Below are 18,889 nucleotides of genomic sequence, written 5' to 3'. Positions count from 1 at the left end.
TCAAACAAGTTGAGATAAGAAAGTAATAGCCGGTATAATAATAGCTTGTTTATTTTGAATGACTTGAAAACTAAACTCAGGGTTAAGTAATTCATGAAAATATTTTAAGCTTAACGAAAAGGTTGAGTCACTTACTTTTGCTTCCACTAAAATCCACGGTTGGTTATCTTTTGTTATTACTAAATCGACTTCACGTTTTTGTTTATCACGCAGATAGTATAAACAAAAATCACCAAGCCCTGTTTCGTTCGAAAAATATACGGCTTTTAAAAGGTGAGAAGCTACAAGATTTTCAAATCTCGTTCCTATATCTTTTATTTGCGACCAATCCCAAAGGTAAATTTGGGGCTCTTTTATCAAACTTTTTACAACATTTTTAGACCAAGGTTTGATAGCAAAACAATAATAATGCTTTTCTAGCAAAGAGAGCCATCTTCTTATTGTTTGGTCTGAAACTCTAACTTTGTTAGCAAGGTTTGTATAGCTTATTAATGAGCCTGCTTGCTCATTTATAATGCTAGCAAGTAATTCTAACGCATAAATATTGTTGATATCTTCAGTATTTCTTACATCTTCTCTAAATAATTGCTCGAATCTTTGATTACTCCATATTCTATGAAATTTAGCAGTTGCTTTTAAATAACTTTCTGCAAATCCTCCAAAATTTATTAAAGCTTCAAATTCATCTATAGTGATATTTTGGGGGCTTTTTATATAATCAATGTCATTATCAAAATTTTTAGCTATTTCAGATACCGATAACGGATGCACGGTTAAACTTATATAACGTCCCATTGGCTATCACCGCCTTTTTTATATATATTTAATTTGGCACTACCTGTTATAATAAATTCAATATTTTCTCCGAATTTATCATAAAATCCTTTTACAAGATTTTTCCAATCTTTATATTTATGGATTTCATCTAATATTAAGCACGGTTTCTTATCGGATATAGTAGAAAGTAGATTTTTAAAAAGTTCGGTGTGTTTGTTTAAGATTTTATTTCTATCTTCTAGATAATCCCAATTTAGGTAAATTGAATTAGGATTAGGCTTAATTACTTGTTTTGATATTGTAGTTTTTCCTATTTGCCTTGCTCCGCTTATAAATACAAGCTTACCGTAATTTGTTAGATATTCTTCAACTTGCTTTTTATATAACCTATCCATTATAATATTTCTATAAGTTTATAAAAATATTATAGGCTAATATCGAAATAGTCTTACTTGTATTATTGAAATTGAGCATTGCCTAGAAAAAGTTGTTTTATAGTTTAGCCTTCCGATGTCATTCCCACAAAAGCGGGAATGCTTTGTTGCGTGGACCAGTTTCCTAACTGTCATCCCGCGACTTGATCGCGGGATCCAGTTTAAAACATTAAAATTTTAGTATTTTGAAGTTGTGTTTTTGGATATCGTGGTCAAGCCACGGCATAACACCGAACGGGTTTTTCGGTCCACACAACAAGACCTGCGCAGGCATAACATAAAACGAGCCATGCAACAACACCTGCAGTAACTCACAATGACTATATCAACCTTTTCTAGGCAATGCCAAAATAATTAGTGCAAATTATACGGTACTTTAGTATTATTTAACATTAAACTTTGCTTCATTCTATGCCTTATTTATTACCCACTATTATAACTACGCTACTTATTTTATTAGCGCTAATAATTTGGTTTTATGTAAAAACTCAAACCTTAAGGACACAGCTACAATTTTTATCAGAGCAAAATCTAGAAATTAGCAATAACAACCAATTATTAAATCAAGAAAAGATAGGATATTTACAGAAAATTGAGCAATTGCAGTGTAAAATAGAATATCAAGCACAGACTATTAAGGATTCAGAAAAAATAAGAGAAGAGTCATTTTCATCGGCTAAAGCTGCGTTATTTGATTTAGGTCAAGATTTGTCTAAACAATTAATAGCGATACATAAAATGGAAAACACGGCGGCAAGAGAGCTAGCCGAGAAAAATATCGCTACTGCTTCAGGAAAATTTAATAGTGAGTTTGAACGGTTAATTACGATGGTGGGAGCATTAAATAAAGATATAGAGCAATCAAAAGGTACGGTTGATTTGATAAAACAGTCTCTGCTTTCTCCGATCGGGGCGGGACTACTTGCTGAGATTACCCTTGAGAATATCTTAAAATCTTCGGGCTTACGTCCTAATTTAGATTTCATTATGCAATACGGTCTAACTACATTAGATAGCGGAAAGCTAAGACCTGACGCGCTCATTTTTCTTCCTTCCGGTAATTTAATGGTTATTGATTCTAAAGCTTCAAAGTTTCTTGTAGACGAGCAAGATAATAACATGAGTCTTAATAAAACTATGAATTACCATTTAAAATCTTTGGCGAATAAAGAATATGCCGCAAATATTTTAACTAATCTAAACAAAAAGGATCAGAGCTTTAACAATGTTATTACTTTAATGTTTTTGCCGACTGAACAAGCGGTTGAGAAAGTTATTGCAGCCGACCCTGAATTTTTACAAAAAGCTTGGGGCTGTAATATCTTTCCGGTAGGACCTAGCGGACTTATGAATATGCTATCATTTGCAAAATTTCAAATTACCGATCATCGCCGCTCAGAAAATTATAAGGTAATCATTGAAGAAGTGAGAAAGTTATTAAGCTCCATCGGTACTATGACAGATTATTCTCAAAAGATCGGTAATAACCTGCATAATATGGTTACTAATTACGATAAATTTGCTGCCTCGTTTAATCGTAATTTTATGTCAAGAGTAAAGAATATTCAAAAACTCGGTATTGATTCAGGGAATAAAGCCATGCCGGCTACCTTAGAGCGTTATCAAATCGTTTCCTCTAAATCTGAGATTATTGAAGTGGAAGCAGAAAATCCACCACAAATAGCAGAAAAATTATAAATAAATTTTTCTCGTAATAGGTAATTTAAATGTTAAAAAACTTTCCATAATGTGTATAGCCATATTGTTACTATGTGTAAGCATATAAGATTAAAGCTCCTAAAAAAAAACAAACATGCTATAAGAGTGAGTTTTATTAATACGTGGCCGGGCTTTACAATAGACGAGCTACCGATGATAAAAGAAATCATTGAAGAAAACGGACGAACAATTGTTATAGATCATAACAATTATGACCTTATTATTGATAGTGTTTTTGGTCAAAGAACTATTAGTAATAAAGATAGTATAAAGATATTTTTTACCGGTGAATCGGTTAGACCAAAGCTAGCAAATTATGATATATCTATAGGTTTTGATTATATAGATCATCCAAATTATATAAGAATACCTTTATATTATATGTATTGTACTAATGACATCAGTACTTGAATATAAACACTCAAAATACAATCCGAACAAAACGTATTTTGCTTGTTTCTTAGTCTCTAATGGTATAGAATCCTGAGAACAACGACTGCATAGCAAGAAATCGATTTTTTCATAAATTGTCGCTGTATAAAAAAGTAGTAAGCGGCAGTAAATATTTAAATACTGAATCTACAATTATACCAAAAGAAAAAACTCGTGAATGGTTATCTAAATGTAAATTTGTTATTGCTTTTGAAAATAAAACATATGAGGGGTATATTACTGCAAAACCTTTTCAAGCTTATTTAGCCAGTACCTATTATATATTATGCAGATAAAAGTTATATAAAAGATGTAAACCCTAATTCAGTAATATTTGCTAAAGATTATTCAGAAGAAGATTTATATAATTATTTCTGTTGATAAAGATGATGAAAAATATTATAAGATATATAATAATAAGATTGTACCGGCTTCAGAAAATAATTACCTTTATTAAATACAAATTAAAAACTATTTTTATAATATCAATTATAATTATTTGTTTATCATTGCTTTTTATATTTTTAAAAACTTATCAAATAGGTTCTTGCTCCACTTGAAGAAAAAGATATTAAAATTTTTATAGTAAACCTCCTATGCAGCACTGATAGATATAACAATATTAGTAAACAATTCGACAATAATAATTTATTCTATGAAAGGTTTTGCAGTAGACGGTTATAATTTATCTATAACAGATTCAGGGATTCAGGAGGAAAAAGATTTACCGGATTAGATGTAAAAAATAACCCTGCTCTTTTATCACTTAATAACGGTTATACTGTACTTTGTCCTTCGGGAAATATAAATTATTATTCCGATAGCAAAATATTAAATCATACTTTAACGGCAGGTGAACTCGGTTGTTATTGTAACCATAGAGAAATTTGGCTTAAAATGGTTAAAGACAATGTACCTTATGCCCTAATAATAGAAGATGATGCTATACTAAATGACGATTTCCGTAATAAATTTTTAACAATACTTAAGCATTTACCTACCGACTGGGATTTAATTTATTTGTCCTTGTCACATTCTAAAAATAAAATATTTTATAATATTTACAATAATCCGTATTTAAAGAAGATAGGTGATGGTGGTTACTTTAATACAACTACAGGTTATTTGATACACTTAAAAGCTGCTCAAAAACTTCTTGAATATAGCAAAAACGTTACTTTAGAGATTGATAATGTACCAAGCTTTTATGCATAGCGAAGTGCAGTCCTATGTCACCTCGCCTTTTTTAATATATGCAACACTTAATTCTAAAGATTCAATATTTGAAATGGGAAGAGCACATTAAATAACGTAAATTTTACAACCTTAATCGAGGTTTTGTGGACATTTCTAAAAAGATTTAATTTTGGCTATTTTTTGCTGCAAAATAGCAAATCAATTAGCAGTGTCCACAAAACCTCTAAGCATGGTACTTCTTCTGTAGGATCAATATCAATAACTGTATCATCGTTTGTGCCTGAGGTAACCTTATTAAGCCAAGTAAGGGTAGTAGCGGTTTTCTCGGCAATATTCTTGCCTACACTACTAATTGCCTTGCCGACATTGAAATCCGATATAACAGTTGTTAAAACATCTATTAAAGTTGCAAAACTTAAGAATTTTAAATCTTTAATAGACTCAAACATTATTAAAGGTACTATCGCTACAGTCAATCTTGCCGCATCATTATAGTAATAAAACTTTTGAAAAAACACATCATTAGATGTTTTGTTGGTGATATTTTCTATAACTTTATTGCCGTAATATGTTGATACTAAAAGAAGCAAGACGCATGCATTTAACAGAAGTTGATGCATAAAACATTGGATCTTCATAAAATTCTAATGCTGGATTACGAAAATAAAAACAGATATAATCCAAAATCAGTGTGGCTATTGCCGAACATATAGCAGTACTCTTCCATCCATGATAGATACTAATGTCTGATTCAATATTGTTAAAATCTATATCTTGATTGGTAAGTTTATTATATATTGCCTGAAGTTTTATTTGCGTATTCTTATCTGTTTTGGAATGTTTATATAGTAACTGAAAATATGGTTTAATTTCTTCAGCTGTAAATTGCTTATGTTCAATTAAAGCCGGTACAATTTTATCATGCAAAAATTTAATTAATTTATTGTGCATAAAATTTGTAACTTTACTTTGTTCTTCTACTACTCCTGCAACTGTATACCATAGTAAAGCCCGTATATACAATTATACGATTAATAGGCTGCAACCCTAAATTAGCAGCATATCTAAAACAAATCACAGTTGTATTTACGGCATCATTAGCAAAGCTTGGAGTATGATCAAATAAAAATTTAATATCTTCAGCATTGTCATTGTTATTTTCTAATGCTTGAAACATATTATTATTCATCTCTTTAGTTTGTCTATTTGATAAGACCGTACCAGGAAAGATAATAAAATTTGTAGCATCGCAAGGTTAGTGGTCGGTAAAGCACATAATTCATACCAAGGATCCTTTTCGTCAATTACATATGAACGTAAAGCAATTACACCCACTATAAGAGCAACATAAGTAATTGCTATTTTACCTGAATGATTACTAACTAAAGCTGATTTTTCGGTTAACCAAGAAGCAATTTTGTAATCTTCATTATGCTTATCACTAGCTTTTTCTATTCTAGTAAGACTTTGCTCTAATGAATTAAGATAATTTGCAAAATTTAAATGAGCTTTTTTTACTATATTAAACTCGTTTTCATACGAGGAAGGCGCATTTAAAGTATTTGTAAGTAATATTGCTTTAGCTATATAGCGATATAAAAAATATTCTCTCGTCAGAGGATATGCCATAGCATCGATTTCTTTGGCTGCTTTAATCAAGTGTTCAGATTGATCTAAATCATTTTTTAAAAACACTTGGACTTTAGTAACTATAGGGTACTAAAATCTAATGAATTTATATCCCCTATATCATCTAGCATAGCATCAATGATATTCTTGTTTTCTACTCCTATTAACTTCTGTAGCTTTATACATAAAAAATGATCTCGATTATTTAGCTCTTCAAAACAATGGCTCCATTGAGAATGATCAATATTATTATCTTGATACTTTCCGGTAGCAGCTACTTTACTTAACATTGTTTCTAAAGATTGAGTATAAATTAAACTTTGATCTAGTATCAGTAGATCTTTAAAATTTTTATCACAGAACCATATTTTCCATACCTCACCTAAATTAAAACTAGCAAGTGCTGTAGTAGTTTTCCATAATCTTACGCCTAAATTTGATATATCATTATAATATTGTATTATTACTTCTAGTTTATTACTCATAATTTCAATTAAATAAATATTAAAAATATAAACATCTCTTAATATTTATTCAAATCTTTTATAATCTTTAATTATTTTAACATTAAAGTCACACACGAGCAACCCCAGTTTATGATAAGAGAGAAGAGGATTGGGTTATAAAAGTTTTTAACCAAAAAAACAATAGTTGTGGACATAACATATCCTTTTTTATCTTCTATTGGCAACAGGATCTGATTAATGATATAAAAAATGTCAGTATCTGAATCGTTTATATTATAATGAGAATACTAGTAACAGGAGCTAACGGCTTTATTGGATCATATATTACAGCTGAATTATTAAAGAATAATTATAAAGTAATATGCTGTGTTAGAGATGTTGAATCGACCAGGAAAAATTCCCTACTGCAGAATTGATATACTGTGATTTTAATATAGACCTAACACCACAAAGCTGGATAAATAGATTAAATAACATAGATATAGTTATTAATGTATCAGGTGTGTTAACGTCTAGTCATGCAATAATATTGGCAATGTTCATGTCAATGATCCAAAGGCTCTATTTAAGGCTTGCACCCTTACTAACGTACAAAAAATTATTCATATTTCAGCTCTTGGAATAGATGATGAAAAAAACACTGCTTATGCTTTAACTAAAAAAGCAGCTGAAGAATATGTACAAAAATTAGAAATATAGACTGTATAATTTTACAACCGTCTCTTGTTTACGCAAGCGGTTGTTATGGTGGTACCTCGCTATTTAGGGCTCTTGCAACATTACCGTATTTTATTCCTTTAATAGGTGATGGTTTACAACAATTTCAACCTATTCATATTGATGATTTAACGAAAGTAATGATTCACTGTATAGAAAGGGAAGGAAAAATCCACACATTATTAAAAATAGTTGGACCAGACATAGTGAACATGAAGGATATCTTGCTTGGATTCAGAAGATGGCTTGGAGTCATGGAAGACTAATAAAAATTCCTTTAATATTCATTAAAATAGCAGCTAAATTAGGGGATTGTCTAAAAATAGGACCCATTAATTCTACTGCGTATAATATGTTACTTCAACCTAATATTGCTGATAAAAAAGATTTTATCGATTTTACTTCTATAATCCCTAGAAACTTGCAACAAGGTTTTGCAACCGAACCTTTAACCGTACAACCCATATGGCACGCTAGGCTTTATTTTTTAAAACCTATAATAAAAATTGTCTTAGGACTACTTTGGGTAATGACAGGAATTATTTCAAGCATTTTTGTTTATGATGCTAGTATGCAAATTATAATATCACTAGGATTTGATAAACAAATAGCACCTTACATATTATATGGAAGCTGCTTTACAGATATTATTCTTAGAATTCTACTAATTATCAAAAATAAAATAAATAGGATATGTAGTTTACAAATTTTATTAATACTATAATACTAGCTTATACTCTTAACATATCTTAAGCCAATATTGTGGCTAGATCCGCTTGGTCCGATATTTAAAAATATTCCAGTAATATTACTGACTTTAGTATTCATGGCAATAGAACGAGATAAATAATGGATTATCTTTTTATAAAAACTATGCCTATTATTAGCTCTACCACTTTATTTGGTACTGGAATTGGTACTGCTTTTTTATGTGGTGGGCAAATAAAACCGGTGATTTGAATGCAACGGCATATGCAGCTCGCACTACAATAGCTGATCTTCTTTTTACTACTACTCCAACTGTGATAATTCAACCGGTTAGCGGCATAATATTAGTAAATATGCTTGGCTATAATTATTTTGATTTATGGCTTACCTTAACTTATATCGGATACATAATCGCCGGTAGTTGTTGGCCTCTGGTGGTATGGATTCAAATTCCACTACGAAATATGGCACTTGAAGCATTAAAACCGCGAATTCCCCTACCGGAAAAATATTATAAATTATTTAAATTATGATTCTACCTAGGCTGGCCGGTATTTATCAGTTTGAGTATTATTTTTTTCTTAATGGTATTTAAACCGCTATAATACTAGTTTAGGATAAATTTTATACTAAATTAGTATTGTCCCGTGGTCAAGGCCGGCGTTGTTGTGTGGATACCCACCCATCATTGCGAGCAGTCGTAGGTCTTGTTGCAGGCTTGTTTATGTCATTTCCGCGTAGGCAGGAATCCAGTAAAACATATAAAAAACTTGTGTTGTATATGTTTACTTTATCACATGTGTAACTTCTTACATCAATATTGAAGTTATTTTTCTGGATTCCCGCCTACGCGGAAATGACATAGAGAAGAAATAATATTTACGCCGGTATATCTGCAATAATCGGTTGTTTTTTGTTTGATTTTGTAGAAATGAGAGAAGTCATTATCGGTTCGACTAAGCCGTTAACTACCTCTTTTGTAATAGTAACACGCTGTTTTTTTAGCTCGGCAACTTTATACATACTATCAAGCAAAAGATGCTCCAGTATTGAACGAATTCCTCTTGCTCCCGTCTTTTTAGCTAGAGCTTTTTCAGCAATAGCTTCTAAGGCTGAATCATCAATTACAAGCTCAGCATCATCAAGCTCAAATTGTTTCTGATATTGCTTTACTATGGCGTTCTTAGGCTTAGTTAAAATTGTAATTAAAGCTTCTTTGTCTAACTCATCTAAAGTAGTAACGATAGGTAATCTACCGATAAATTCAGGAATTAAACCGAATTTAGTTAAATCCTCAATCTCTAGGGATTTAAGAATCTCACTATTATTTTTCTCTTTATCTATATTTACGTTAGCTGCAAAGCCTATAGAACTATGATTAGTTCTTGAGGTTATAATGCCATCAATCCCCATAAAAGCACCACCACAAATAAATAAGATATTTGAAGTATCTAACTGTACGAAATCTTGTTGTGGGTGTTTCCTACCGCCTTGAGGAGGCACGGAAGCAACTGTTCCTTCCATAATTTTAAGTAATGCCTGCTGTACTCCTTCACCCGATACATCCCGTGTAATAGAAGGATTCTCCGATTTACGGGCAATTTTATCAACCTCGTCAATATAAATTATACCTTTTTGTGCTTTTGCTATATTAAACTCAGATGCTATCAATAAACGTAGTAATATATTCTCAACATCTTCACCGACATACCCGGCTTCCGTTAAAGAAGTAGCATCCGCCATAGTAAAAGGTACGTCTAAAATTTTAGCAAGCGTTTGAGCAAGTAAAGTTTTTCCTGAACCGGTAGGACCGATCAGTAAGATATTCGACTTATTAAGCTCAACGTCATTATTGCCGGATTGTACATATTCAAGCCTCTTATAATGGTTATAAACCGCTACTGCTAAAATCTTTTTCGCTTGATCTTGCCCAACTACATAATCATTTAGAATGCCACATATTTTTTGCGGCGTTGGAATTGAAGAAGTAATTTGCTTTAAAGCAACTTTATTTTCTTCTTTCATAATATCTGTACATAAATCTATACATTCATCACAAATAAATACTGCAGGACCTGCTATCAGTTTTTTTACTTCATGTTGTTTTTTACTACAAAACGAACAAATCAATGCTTTTTTATCAGCTTCTACTACCATTAACTTTCTTTTTTATGTTTATTTTAACAATTCTTACTATAATACTCTTGCGTATATATAATAATCTTTATGCTCATTTGCAACTATTTCATATTTTTTAAGAATTCCTTCCCTAGCAAAACCGCATCTCTCAAGAAGATTAATTGAACGAAAATTATCAGTAATTACTGTTGCTTGTACTCTTATAATACCAATATAATCAGCAAATTTTAAAATATTCTTTATAGATTTTAACATCATACCTTGACCCCAAAAATTAGGATCTAGATCATAACTTATTTCTGCTCTATGATGCTCTAGATTTATTATATTAAAACCGGCAGTACCTATTAATTTATTATCGTCTTTAATGGCAATTCCCCAATAAAAACTTCTATGATTTTTATATAAACTAGACCAATAACGTATTTCCTCTCCGGCTTCTTCTACGTCTTTAGGCCTATTGCTATCAGTTATATAAATAGCCATTTCCGGCTTACTCATATAATTAAAATAATCTTGTGCATCCTCCGCGACTAACTCTCGTAAAACTATATCGTTTAAATCAAGCACAGGAAAAGGGGCATATAAATGTCCTCTATTTATCATATATACTAACTATTTTTCTGTATAATATAAATATTATGCAGAAGATTTTTAAATAATGAGTATACAAGGTGAACAACGGTTTCCACCTTGTATACAAATTTACTTCATATTATTTTATTATTAATTTTATTTATGAGTATATATCTATAATTATACATACTTAATCGGGTCTTGTACATTATTCTTTTTAAAAGCATCAAGTCGTGCAATACATGATAGACATTGACCACAAGATAAACCGTCTTCTGTTGGATCATAACATGATATTGTTTTACTATAATCTACTCCAAGCTCAAGCCCTTTTTTAATTATTTGCTCTTTGGTCATATTTATTAAAGGAGCATGGATAGTAAATTTTTCTCCATTTACTCCTACCCTAGTTGCTAAATTTGCCATTGCTTCAAAAGATTTTATATATTCAGAACGACAATCAGGATAGTTAGTATAATCATTAGTGTGTACCCCAATAAAAATATCTCTAGCTCCTATAACCTCAGCAACTCCTAGTGCGTAGCTTAAAAATATTGTATTACGTGCCGGTACATAAGTAACCGGTATGTCACTTGGTAATTGATCTGTGTTTTTAAATTTTGGTACATCTATATTATCATCAGTTAATGCAGAACCGATCAATGACTGCAAATCAATATTAATAACCCTATGTTGTTTTACATTATAATCTTTAATTAATCCTTGGATTTTTTGGACTTCCAGACTATTGCGTCTATGATAATTAAAACTTAGAGCATAAATTTCATAATCCGTTTTGCTAACTATCTCAAGAACCGTAGTAGAATCAGGTCCACCGCTTAATAAAATAACTGCTTTTTTTTTCATTGTTTTACCGATAAAGTTAATTTTTGAGATACTAAAGCATTTAAACTAATTTTTGCTCTAAGTGCTTCAAGTACTAAAGCTCGATGCACACGTTTATCTACTCTAACATTAAACTGTCCGCTATACTCTTTCCTAGACGGAGCTAAGGGGATAGATTGATTATGACTTATATAACTTTCTTTCATTAAAGTCCAAGCTTGTTGTAATTCTTGCAGTGCTTTTTCAGGCGAATTGCCAAAAGCTGATACATTCGGTAGCTCTTCAAACCTTGCTAGCCAATCTCCATCCGTATCTTTAAAAAGTTCTATAGTAAACCCATCAAATGTATCATTTGTTTTCATCTTCATTTCCTTTTGCAAAGTTTAAAAATGGTCGAACTTGATATTCTTTTGCCATATTTCCAAAAGTGTGAATAGATAACCTATTTCCTTTGGGCAAGTACCAAATCTGATGGCTACCTTTTTGCCTATCTTTAACCCAACCGCACTTAGTCATTAAAGTATGAATCAGAGAAACTTAATCCTTTAGGATTTTGTTTAGCTTTCTTTATTTATAAGTTTTATATACTGATTCATGTTGTAACTATATATAGTTATAATATATAAGTCAAATAATATATGTTAATACAATAAATATTCTTGACTAACTCCTTCTGATAATCTAAATTTATGTTGTTAATTTATGGCGGGTGTAGCTCAGTTGGTTAGAGCATCAGGTTGTGGTTCTGAGGGTCGCGGGTTCGAATCCCGTCACTCGCCCCATATTTTGGAATTGTTGTGTGGTTACAAAATCATCATTGCGAAGAAAATTACAAAGTAATTGACGAAGCAATCCAGTAAAAAATGCTAAAATTAGTACTTTTTTGTTATTTTTCTGGATTGCCACGTCGCTTCGCTCCTTGCAATGACGATTTGACATCCATGCAACAACGCCTACAGTCGCTCGCAATGACATTTTTTTCTTATGGATATCAAACTTTTATATAGACTAGCTAAATATCTAAGGTTCTATAAAAAAGATTTGATCATCGTTATGATCTCTTTACTTAGCGTATCAGCTTCATTATTACTAATCGGTAGTGTTTTTAGAAATTTAGTTGATAAAGGCTTGAGCAAAGACCATATTTTATCGGTTGATAAATCTATATTATATATTTGTTTATTAATTATCATCTTAAGTATTGCTAGTTTTTTTCGTTCATATTTTATCAATAATGTTGCTGAAAAGGCAGTTAATCAAATAAGAAAAGAAGCTTATAGTAATTTAATTAATTATGAAATTGAAGAGTTTGAAGAACTAAAAATCGGCGATATAATTTCACGCCTAACAAATGATATAGATCAAATATCTACTCTCATCGTTAATTTCTTATCTTTTTTTATTCGCAATTCGGTGATGCTAATTGGCAGCATTACATTAATGTTTTTTGAAAGCTTTAAACTCGCTTCTATAGTAATTATTACCATTCCTATCTTATTAATTCCTTTAATTAAATTCGGCAAGCATGTTAAGGTTTTATCTAAAAAAGCTCTAGAATCTAAGTCACTTTTAGCATCGGATATTGATGAAACTTTTAATAATATTAGAGCTATTTATGCTTTTAACCATCAAATAAACAAAATTGCCGATTTTGACACTAAATTACAAAACTATTTAATATACTGCAAAACCCGTTTAAAAATTCGTGCTTTATTCTTTGCGATTTCAATAGCCGTTATATTTCTTGCGATTACTTTAGTCGTTTGGATCGGAGCTTCAGATATAGTGAAAGGTCATTTATCTGCGGGACAAATTATCTCGTTTATTTATTATGCGATTATCGCCGGAGTTAGCTGTGGCGGTATTTTTGAGCTACTAAGCGAAATGCATTTACCTGTTACAGCCCTTGAGAGAATAATTACAATTATAGATAAGACACCTATAGCACATAATAATTATTTAGAATTAAATAATTCCGATCCAATCTCGATAGAATTCAAAAATGTTGATTTTACCTATCATTCAAGACCTAATTTAAGGATTATTAATAATATGTCTTTGAAGATAAATGCCAATAAGTTTCTTGGTATTGTAGGTAGATCAGGTGCAGGAAAAAGCACTGTGATACAGTTACTGCTGCGTTTTTACCGGCAAGAAAACGGCACTATCCTTATTAACAATCAAGATATAACTCTTTTAAATCCTGCTGCAATTCGTAAATTAATTGCCTATGTTCCTCAAGAGGCTAGCATTTTTTCCGGCACTATAAAATCAAATATTATATTCGGTAATAATGAAGCAAGCGACGACGAAATAAATGAGATAATAAAAATTACAGGAATAGAAGAATTTGCTGCTAAACTTCATGACGGTATAAATGCTAAAATCGGTGAAAGAGGGGTTAGATTATCAGGAGGACAGAAACAAAGAATAGCTATTGCTAGAGCATTACTACGCATGCCGCAAATTTTGCTTCTTGATGAGGCAATGAGTGCTTTAGATACGATGAGCGAACAGAAATTACTAGAGTCTATAAAAAAAATAATGAGAGGGAACATTATTATATCAATTGCCCATCGAATTAGTAGTATAGAATCAGCTGATTATATTTTAGTAATAGATAAAGGAGGAGTAGTCGCTGAAGGATCACATAATGATTTATCTAAAAACTCAGAAATTTATCGAAATATTTGCAGAGAGCAGTTAACAATATAAAGGGGTATGTCATTCCTGCGAAAGCAGGAATCCAGTCAACCTTAATGTCATACCACGACTTGAGCGTGGTATCTTAGGGCATAATCTGTGACACAAGATCCCGTGGTCAAGCCACGGTATGATACTGAACGCTTGTTACTGGATTCCCGCTTTCGCGGGAATGACAATAAAGTATATAATTGATATATTTGTTACAATAAAAGTTCCTTAGTATAAAAAATTTAAATGTTTAATATAATTTAGCTTGAAAGCTGCCGTGGCTTTGTTATAATTGTAATTACAAAACAAAAAAGGTTTACAAAATGAAAAATTTATTAAAGATTTTATTAATTCTAACTTTCGCGAGCTCAGTATTTGCTTCATCAATGCAAATGCCTGCCCCAGCTTCAGTTACAACAACCCAAATACAAGCTATGAGTACTGACGATCAACAAGCTTGGGTTGCTAGTTTAACAGCAGATCAGTATAATATGTTAAATCCTGATGTCCAAAAGTGGGTAATGGAGAATACTACCGATACTCAAAAACAAGCTTTAGGAATTAATCAGTAATATTTTAATTAATTTTTAAAATTGATAGGGGACTGTTAACAAAATAATTTTAATTGATAATTAAAAAGAATTTTTAGCGAAAATTAATAAGAGTTTTGAAGGAATAGTTAATCCTATTTTAAAAAAGCCTTATAATTTGCAGTAAAAATAAATTTAATTAGCTTTAAAATTTTTGTTAATAGTCCCACATGTTAGGAATCATTATTCTTAACATATATTACTAAAAGTTTCTGCTTGCACTTCCTTTCAGTCTTCCTGTTATCGTGTCATGTATATACTCCTGATAAATAAAAAATTGCTAGACGAGCATAAATATTCATTTATTATTTCTTTAGTAAAACAATACACTAATTATTGTAAGCTATAAGACTATAGAAAGCTAATTTGTTGTGTGGCTTTGCTGCCATTCCTGCGTCCTTATTTATGTCATTCCCGCAAAAATGTTGTTGCGTGGATCGGTTTTTCCATCATTGCGAGAAAATTTACAATAGTAAATTGATGAAGCAATCTTGGGAAGAATTCCTGAGATTGCCATGCTCACTAACGTTCGCTCGCAGTGACGACTTGGTATCTATACAACAATGCCTCGCAGGGATGACATCGCGCAAGGCTTTCGGCTTCAATAATACTTTGCTAAAATAACCTCAAACTAACAATTACTTATGAAATTAATTATTACCGTAATCATCATGGAAATACTCGCTGGAGCGGAAATAGATTTATTCATTCCAAGTTTTCCTGAAATACAAGATACATTCAACCTTTCAACTTTTATGACAGAGTTACTACTTGGTGTTAATCTAACTGCTTATTGTATTACTTCGCTTATAGTCGGTAATTTAGGAGATAGGTACGGACGCAGACCGATTATTATACTCGGTTTACTGATTTTTAATCTTGGTAGTTTATTTTGTGTATTTGCAAATAATTATGCAGCTATATTATTTGGAAGATTTTTGCAAGGATGCGGGATATCATCGGTTGCAGTGCTAGTATATATTGTTCTTGCCGATATTTATTCGGTACAAGAACAGCAAAGATTCATGGGCATTTTAAACGGCACTATTGCCCTTTCTATGGCAATAGCACCGGTTATAGGTAGCTACGTCAATTTATTTTGGGGCTGGCGTGGCAATTTTGTTTTGTTGCTTATAGTAGGTTTGATCAGCCTAATTCTTGGTATATTATTTATTCCAAAAAGAGAAGTTAATAAAAAAATACGTATTTCTTTAAAAGAATATATACCTATCTTCAAATCGCCAAAAGCTATATATTATATACTTACAATGATATTTCTTGCACAAGGATATTGGATATTTATTGGGATTGCTCCTATTTTATATATGCAAGATTTAGGTGTAACTTTAGAATATTTCGGACTTTATCAAGGAGCAATGGCAGCTCTATTCTCAATTATGAGCTTTTCAAGCGGTTATTGCTTTAAAAAATTCGGTATTAAAAATTGCTTCTATTTTGGAGTTATATTTATAATACTATTCCTACTAGGCAATAGCATATTAGTTGTATATAATATTAATAATCCTTTAACCATAACAATAGTTACTTTATTATTATCTCTTGGCGTGATATATCCGATTAACATATTATGGCCATTGCTTTTAGAAGCTATTCCGGACGGTAAAGCTCGTATGACGGCTATTTTCACTGTGGCTAGATTGATTTTAACGGCATTTGGGCTGCAATTAGTAGGATTTTTATATAACGGTACTTTTACTCCTCTTGGCATTACTATATCCAGTGTTACGCTATTTGGGTTAGTAACATTACCTAAATTATTTAAGTATGATAAAGTCTTTGAGATTTCTAGTAACCTGTAGATGTCTTTATGTAATCAATTGTGTCGTCATTGCGAGGAAAAACTGTAAGTGTTGACGAAACAATCTCAGGAATTTGTTATTATTTCATAAGATTGCCACGCAGCCTACGGCTGTTCATAATGACAAAAAAGCTGATTCACACAGGAATAACCTAGAAACGGATGTAAGAAAAAATAAACAAATGATCAATAACAATTTTATCTTCAAGATAGCTTTCAGATATTTTAGAGCTAAGAAAAACGAAAAGTTTGTTTCTATTATTTCTGCCTTTTCTTTAGTGGGCGTCATGATCGGCGTTGCAGCATTGATAGTAGTCATGTCCGTTATGAACGGTTTTCATATAGAGCTTACTAAAAATATTATCGGCTTAAATGGGGATATAGTGATAAATCGGCAAGGTGGTAGTATTGATAACTATGAAGAGATTAAAGCCAAACTCCTAAAACAAGATTATGTAAAACATGTAACATTCATTGCTCACGGTCAAGCTTTGGCTCTTGGTAAAAGTAATAATAGCGGTGTGCTTGTTAAAGGTATGAAATTAAAGGATCTAAGTGTAAGAAATGAAATTTTTAAAAATGTAAATTTTGGTAGTTTTGATAATTTTCACGGCAAAAACGTAATAGCACTCGGAGAACAATTAGCAAGCAATTTAGGCGTAACCGTTGGGGATAAGATTAGATTAATTTCACCGAATTCAGTTTCTACCACCTTTGGCAGTATGCCAAGATCAAAAGAATTTAAAGTTATAGCAATTTTCAATAGCGGTATGTATGATTATGATTTGACAACGATATTAATGCCGCTTACCGCAGCACAAAATTTCTTATCTCTCGGCAACGATATTAATTTAATCGAAATTAATAGTCTAGATCCCGATAAAGCTCTCACATATTCACATAAAATACAATCACTCTTAGGTCCAACCCTATATGTATTTAATTGGCAAACCTTAAATTCACAATTTTTAAGTGCTCTTGCTGTTGAGCGTACGGCTATGTTTACTATTCTATCTTTAATTATTACGGTTGCCGCATTTAATATTATTTCAAGCTTATTTATGCTTGTTAAAGATAAAACTTCAGATATTGCAATTCTTAGAACTATGGGAGCAAGCACTAAGCAAATAATGCTTATTTTTATCTATAACGGAATGTTTATAGGATTACTTGGCACAACACTAGGTGTAATCCTTGGTATTACCTTTTCTTATAATATTCAAACTATCAAGAATTATTTGGAGCGTATAACCGGTACTAAAATTTTCGAGGCAGCTATTTATTTTCTTTATAGTTTACCTTCAAAAGTAAGAGCTGAGGATATTATTTTAATTACCTCTTTATCTATAATATTGTGTTTTCTTGCGACAATTTATCCTTCTTATAGAGCCTCAAAATTAAATCCCGTGGATGCCCTAAGATATGAATAATACAGTCCTCATTTTAAAAAATATCTCAAAACATTACAGCCAAGGCAAAACTATTGTTAGAGTACTAGATGATCTTAATCTAACGGTTAATGAAGGTGAATTAATCGCTATAATAGGTTCTTCAGGTAGCGGCAAATCAACTTTACTACATATTGCCAGCTTGCTTGATAAACCTACAAAAGGTCAAGTCATCATACCAAATAGCAAGTATCAAAAATATCATCTCATTCGTCTTCATTATTTAGGTTTTATCTATCAACAACATCACTTACTTAAAGATTTTACCGCTCTTGAAAATGTTATTATGCCAAGGCTTATTAGTGGTCTTGATCAAAAAAAAGCAATAGAAGATGCAACAAAGATATTAGATGATTTAGGGCTTGGGAAAAAACTCTATAATATGCCTGGAGAATTATCGGGAGGAGAACAACAACGGGTCGCTATAGCTCGGAGCTTAATTAATAAGCCGAAAATTATTTTAGCAGATGAACCGACAGGTAATTTAGATCCCAAAACTACAAATGAAGTATTTAATTTATTTTTAAAAGTAGCAAGAGAACAAAATACCGCTATTATTATGGTAACACATAACCATGAATTAGCACATAAAATGGATAAATTATATAAGCTAAAGCACAGATTATTAAATATAGCTTGATTTAAAGCTAAAAAATTCTAATAATTATATGTAGGTTCTGTGAAGATTTCTAAAAAG

The 18,889-nt window shown here is 31.3% G+C and carries 23 protein-coding genes, 1 tRNA gene and 1 pseudogene; 13 read left to right on the top strand and 12 right to left on the bottom strand.

Going from position 1 to position 18,889, the window contains the following annotated elements; genetic code table 11:
- Both WSW_RS1000000112430 and WSW_RS1000000112425 read right to left on the bottom strand, forming a co-directional pair.
- A complete protein-coding gene (locus WSW_RS1000000112430) occupies positions 1-795 on the bottom strand; it encodes an ATP-binding protein (RefSeq protein ID WP_238528529.1) in 795 nt (264 codons plus the stop codon).
- Complete coding sequence (locus WSW_RS1000000112425; RefSeq protein ID WP_238528528.1) at positions 780-1,172, bottom strand: ATP-binding protein; 393 nt, start codon at positions 1,170-1,172, stop codon at positions 780-782. The genes WSW_RS1000000112430 and WSW_RS1000000112425 overlap by 16 nt, the downstream gene beginning before the upstream one ends.
- Before the next feature lie 450 nt (positions 1,173-1,622).
- Here WSW_RS1000000112425 and WSW_RS0105570 point away from each other — a divergent pair, with 450 nt between their 5' ends.
- The 4 genes from WSW_RS0105570 to WSW_RS1000000113225 all read left to right on the top strand — a co-directional run bounded on the left by WSW_RS0105570 (position 1,623) and on the right by WSW_RS1000000113225 (position 4,577).
- Complete coding sequence (locus WSW_RS0105570) at positions 1,623-2,909, top strand: DNA recombination protein RmuC (RefSeq protein ID WP_016917394.1); 1,287 nt, start codon at positions 1,623-1,625, stop codon at positions 2,907-2,909.
- 174 nt (positions 2,910-3,083) lie between these two features.
- A complete protein-coding gene (locus tag WSW_RS1000000112110; RefSeq protein WP_032850284.1) occupies positions 3,084-3,341 on the top strand; it encodes a hypothetical protein in 258 nt (85 codons plus the stop codon).
- A 116-nt stretch (positions 3,342-3,457) separates the two neighbouring features.
- Positions 3,458-3,658, top strand: a complete 201-nt coding sequence (locus WSW_RS1000000113230; protein ID WP_016917392.1) for a glycosyltransferase family 10 domain-containing protein — start codon at positions 3,458-3,460, stop codon at positions 3,656-3,658.
- 391 nt (positions 3,659-4,049) lie between these two features.
- Positions 4,050-4,577 carry a glycosyltransferase family 25 protein gene (locus tag WSW_RS1000000113225; RefSeq protein ID WP_338000721.1) on the top strand — a complete coding sequence of 176 codons (528 nt, stop codon included), beginning with the start codon at positions 4,050-4,052 and terminating at the stop codon, positions 4,575-4,577.
- Positions 4,578-4,732: 155 nt separating this feature from the next.
- On the opposite strand, the gene WSW_RS0105545 is transcribed toward WSW_RS1000000113225, so the two are convergent.
- The 5 genes from WSW_RS0105545 to WSW_RS1000000113220 are packed head-to-tail and all read right to left on the bottom strand — an operon-like array spanning position 4,733 to position 6,673.
- Positions 4,733-5,149: a hypothetical protein gene (locus WSW_RS0105545; RefSeq protein ID WP_016917390.1), complete on the bottom strand. Its 417-nt coding sequence runs from the start codon at positions 5,147-5,149 to the stop codon at positions 4,733-4,735.
- Positions 5,115-5,510: a hypothetical protein gene (locus tag WSW_RS0105540; protein WP_016917389.1), complete on the bottom strand. Its 396-nt coding sequence runs from the start codon at positions 5,508-5,510 to the stop codon at positions 5,115-5,117. Before WSW_RS0105540 ends, WSW_RS0105545 begins: the two co-directional genes overlap by 35 nt.
- A gap of 13 nt (positions 5,511-5,523) precedes the next feature.
- On the bottom strand, positions 5,524-5,748 hold the full coding sequence (locus tag WSW_RS1000000112095) for a hypothetical protein (RefSeq protein WP_016917388.1): 225 nt from the start codon (positions 5,746-5,748) through the stop codon (positions 5,524-5,526).
- Complete coding sequence (locus tag WSW_RS0105530) at positions 5,745-6,254, bottom strand: hypothetical protein (RefSeq protein WP_016917387.1); 510 nt, start codon at positions 6,252-6,254, stop codon at positions 5,745-5,747. Before WSW_RS0105530 ends, WSW_RS1000000112095 begins: the two co-directional genes overlap by 4 nt.
- Before the next feature lie 14 nt (positions 6,255-6,268).
- Positions 6,269-6,673 (bottom strand): hypothetical protein, encoded by a 405-nt coding sequence (locus WSW_RS1000000113220; RefSeq protein WP_016917386.1) that lies wholly within the window; start codon positions 6,671-6,673, stop codon positions 6,269-6,271.
- Positions 6,674-6,933: 260 nt separating this feature from the next.
- Here WSW_RS1000000113220 and WSW_RS1000000113215 point away from each other — a divergent pair, with 260 nt between their 5' ends.
- The 3 genes and pseudogenes from WSW_RS1000000113215 (at position 6,934) to WSW_RS0105515 (ending at position 8,613) form a co-directional block, all read left to right on the top strand.
- Positions 6,934-7,071, top strand: coding sequence for an NAD-dependent epimerase/dehydratase family protein (locus WSW_RS1000000113215; RefSeq protein WP_238528527.1), 138 nt, complete (start codon positions 6,934-6,936; stop codon positions 7,069-7,071).
- Positions 7,072-7,613: 542 nt separating this feature from the next.
- A pseudogene (locus WSW_RS1000000113980) lies at positions 7,614-8,222 on the top strand (DoxX-like family protein).
- A 79-nt stretch (positions 8,223-8,301) separates the two neighbouring features.
- Positions 8,302-8,613, top strand: coding sequence for a DUF2269 family protein (locus tag WSW_RS0105515; RefSeq protein ID WP_016917384.1), 312 nt, complete (start codon positions 8,302-8,304; stop codon positions 8,611-8,613).
- Between the two features lie 346 nt (positions 8,614-8,959).
- Here WSW_RS0105515 and clpX read toward each other — a convergent pair whose 3' ends face one another.
- The 5 genes from clpX to WSW_RS1000000110960 form a co-directional block, all read right to left on the bottom strand.
- Positions 8,960-10,237, bottom strand: a complete 1,278-nt coding sequence (clpX, locus tag WSW_RS0105510; protein WP_016917383.1) for an ATP-dependent Clp protease ATP-binding subunit ClpX — start codon at positions 10,235-10,237, stop codon at positions 8,960-8,962.
- Positions 10,238-10,273: 36 nt separating this feature from the next.
- Positions 10,274-10,825, bottom strand: coding sequence for a GNAT family N-acetyltransferase (locus WSW_RS0105505; RefSeq protein WP_014363222.1), 552 nt, complete (start codon positions 10,823-10,825; stop codon positions 10,274-10,276).
- Between the two features lie 150 nt (positions 10,826-10,975).
- Entirely contained in the window at positions 10,976-11,662 is a 687-nt protein-coding gene (queC, locus tag WSW_RS0105500) for a 7-cyano-7-deazaguanine synthase QueC (protein ID WP_016917382.1), read from the bottom strand.
- Positions 11,659-12,003 (bottom strand): type II toxin-antitoxin system HicB family antitoxin, encoded by a 345-nt coding sequence (locus WSW_RS0105495; protein ID WP_012151206.1) that lies wholly within the window; start codon positions 12,001-12,003, stop codon positions 11,659-11,661. The genes queC and WSW_RS0105495 overlap by 4 nt, the downstream gene beginning before the upstream one ends.
- Positions 11,990-12,157 (bottom strand): type II toxin-antitoxin system HicA family toxin, encoded by a 168-nt coding sequence (locus WSW_RS1000000110960; protein ID WP_016917381.1) that lies wholly within the window; start codon positions 12,155-12,157, stop codon positions 11,990-11,992. The genes WSW_RS0105495 and WSW_RS1000000110960 overlap by 14 nt, the downstream gene beginning before the upstream one ends.
- A 189-nt stretch (positions 12,158-12,346) precedes the next feature.
- Between WSW_RS1000000110960 and WSW_RS0105485 the strand changes: the two genes are divergently transcribed.
- The 6 genes from WSW_RS0105485 to WSW_RS0105460 all read left to right on the top strand — a co-directional run bounded on the left by WSW_RS0105485 (position 12,347) and on the right by WSW_RS0105460 (position 18,832).
- Positions 12,347-12,423, top strand: a tRNA-His gene (locus WSW_RS0105485).
- 202 nt (positions 12,424-12,625) lie between these two features.
- On the top strand, positions 12,626-14,356 hold the full coding sequence (locus tag WSW_RS0105480; RefSeq protein WP_016917380.1) for an ABC transporter ATP-binding protein: 1,731 nt from the start codon (positions 12,626-12,628) through the stop codon (positions 14,354-14,356).
- A gap of 302 nt (positions 14,357-14,658) precedes the next feature.
- Positions 14,659-14,907: a DUF2673 domain-containing protein gene (locus WSW_RS0105475; RefSeq protein ID WP_016917379.1), complete on the top strand. Its 249-nt coding sequence runs from the start codon at positions 14,659-14,661 to the stop codon at positions 14,905-14,907.
- A gap of 662 nt (positions 14,908-15,569) precedes the next feature.
- A complete protein-coding gene (locus WSW_RS0105470) occupies positions 15,570-16,745 on the top strand; it encodes a multidrug effflux MFS transporter (protein WP_016917378.1) in 1,176 nt (391 codons plus the stop codon).
- A 181-nt stretch (positions 16,746-16,926) separates the two neighbouring features.
- Positions 16,927-18,174: a lipoprotein-releasing ABC transporter permease subunit gene (locus tag WSW_RS0105465; RefSeq protein ID WP_029375010.1), complete on the top strand. Its 1,248-nt coding sequence runs from the start codon at positions 16,927-16,929 to the stop codon at positions 18,172-18,174.
- On the top strand, positions 18,167-18,832 hold the full coding sequence (locus WSW_RS0105460; RefSeq protein ID WP_016917376.1) for an ABC transporter ATP-binding protein: 666 nt from the start codon (positions 18,167-18,169) through the stop codon (positions 18,830-18,832). The genes WSW_RS0105465 and WSW_RS0105460 overlap by 8 nt, the downstream gene beginning before the upstream one ends.
- Positions 18,833-18,889: the final 57 nt, after the last annotated feature.

Origin of the sequence: Rickettsia honei RB, assembly GCF_000263055.1 — a bacterium.
GTDB classification, from domain to species: domain Bacteria; phylum Pseudomonadota; class Alphaproteobacteria; order Rickettsiales; family Rickettsiaceae; genus Rickettsia; species Rickettsia rickettsii.
The sequence above is the reverse complement of the archived record's forward strand: the minus strand, read 5'-3'. Positions and strand labels throughout refer to the sequence as shown.

Bases quoted from the DNA above. Each gene is read 5' to 3' on its own strand.
- WSW_RS1000000112425 (WP_238528528.1), bottom strand. From the start codon at position 1,172: ATGGATAGGTTATATAAAAAGCAAGTTGAAGAATATCTAACAAATTAC.
- WSW_RS0105480 (WP_016917380.1), top strand. From the start codon at position 12,626: ATGGATATCAAACTTTTATATAGACTAGCTAAATATCTAAGGTTCTAT.
- WSW_RS1000000113220 (WP_016917386.1), bottom strand. From the start codon at position 6,673: ATGAGTAATAAACTAGAAGTAATAATACAATATTATAATGATATATCA.
- WSW_RS1000000113215 (WP_238528527.1), top strand. From the start codon at position 6,934: ATGAGAATACTAGTAACAGGAGCTAACGGCTTTATTGGATCATATATT.
- WSW_RS1000000112110 (WP_032850284.1), top strand. From the start codon at position 3,084: ATGATAAAAGAAATCATTGAAGAAAACGGACGAACAATTGTTATAGAT.
- WSW_RS0105465 (WP_029375010.1), top strand. From the start codon at position 16,927: ATGATCAATAACAATTTTATCTTCAAGATAGCTTTCAGATATTTTAGA.
- WSW_RS0105475 (WP_016917379.1), top strand. From the start codon at position 14,659: ATGAAAAATTTATTAAAGATTTTATTAATTCTAACTTTCGCGAGCTCA.
- WSW_RS0105470 (WP_016917378.1), top strand. From the start codon at position 15,570: ATGAAATTAATTATTACCGTAATCATCATGGAAATACTCGCTGGAGCG.
- WSW_RS0105570 (WP_016917394.1), top strand. From the start codon at position 1,623: ATGCCTTATTTATTACCCACTATTATAACTACGCTACTTATTTTATTA.
- WSW_RS0105540 (WP_016917389.1), bottom strand. From the start codon at position 5,510: ATGCACAATAAATTAATTAAATTTTTGCATGATAAAATTGTACCGGCT.
- queC (WP_016917382.1), bottom strand. From the start codon at position 11,662: ATGAAAAAAAAAGCAGTTATTTTATTAAGCGGTGGACCTGATTCTACT.
- WSW_RS1000000112095 (WP_016917388.1), bottom strand. From the start codon at position 5,748: ATGAATAATAATATGTTTCAAGCATTAGAAAATAACAATGACAATGCT.
- WSW_RS1000000110960 (WP_016917381.1), bottom strand. From the start codon at position 12,157: ATGACTAAGTGCGGTTGGGTTAAAGATAGGCAAAAAGGTAGCCATCAG.
- WSW_RS0105505 (WP_014363222.1), bottom strand. From the start codon at position 10,825: ATGATAAATAGAGGACATTTATATGCCCCTTTTCCTGTGCTTGATTTA.
- WSW_RS0105460 (WP_016917376.1), top strand. From the start codon at position 18,167: ATGAATAATACAGTCCTCATTTTAAAAAATATCTCAAAACATTACAGC.
- WSW_RS0105495 (WP_012151206.1), bottom strand. From the start codon at position 12,003: ATGAAAACAAATGATACATTTGATGGGTTTACTATAGAACTTTTTAAA.
- WSW_RS1000000112430 (WP_238528529.1), bottom strand. From the start codon at position 795: ATGGGACGTTATATAAGTTTAACCGTGCATCCGTTATCGGTATCTGAA.
- WSW_RS0105515 (WP_016917384.1), top strand. From the start codon at position 8,302: ATGTGGTGGGCAAATAAAACCGGTGATTTGAATGCAACGGCATATGCA.
- clpX (WP_016917383.1), bottom strand. From the start codon at position 10,237: ATGGTAGTAGAAGCTGATAAAAAAGCATTGATTTGTTCGTTTTGTAGT.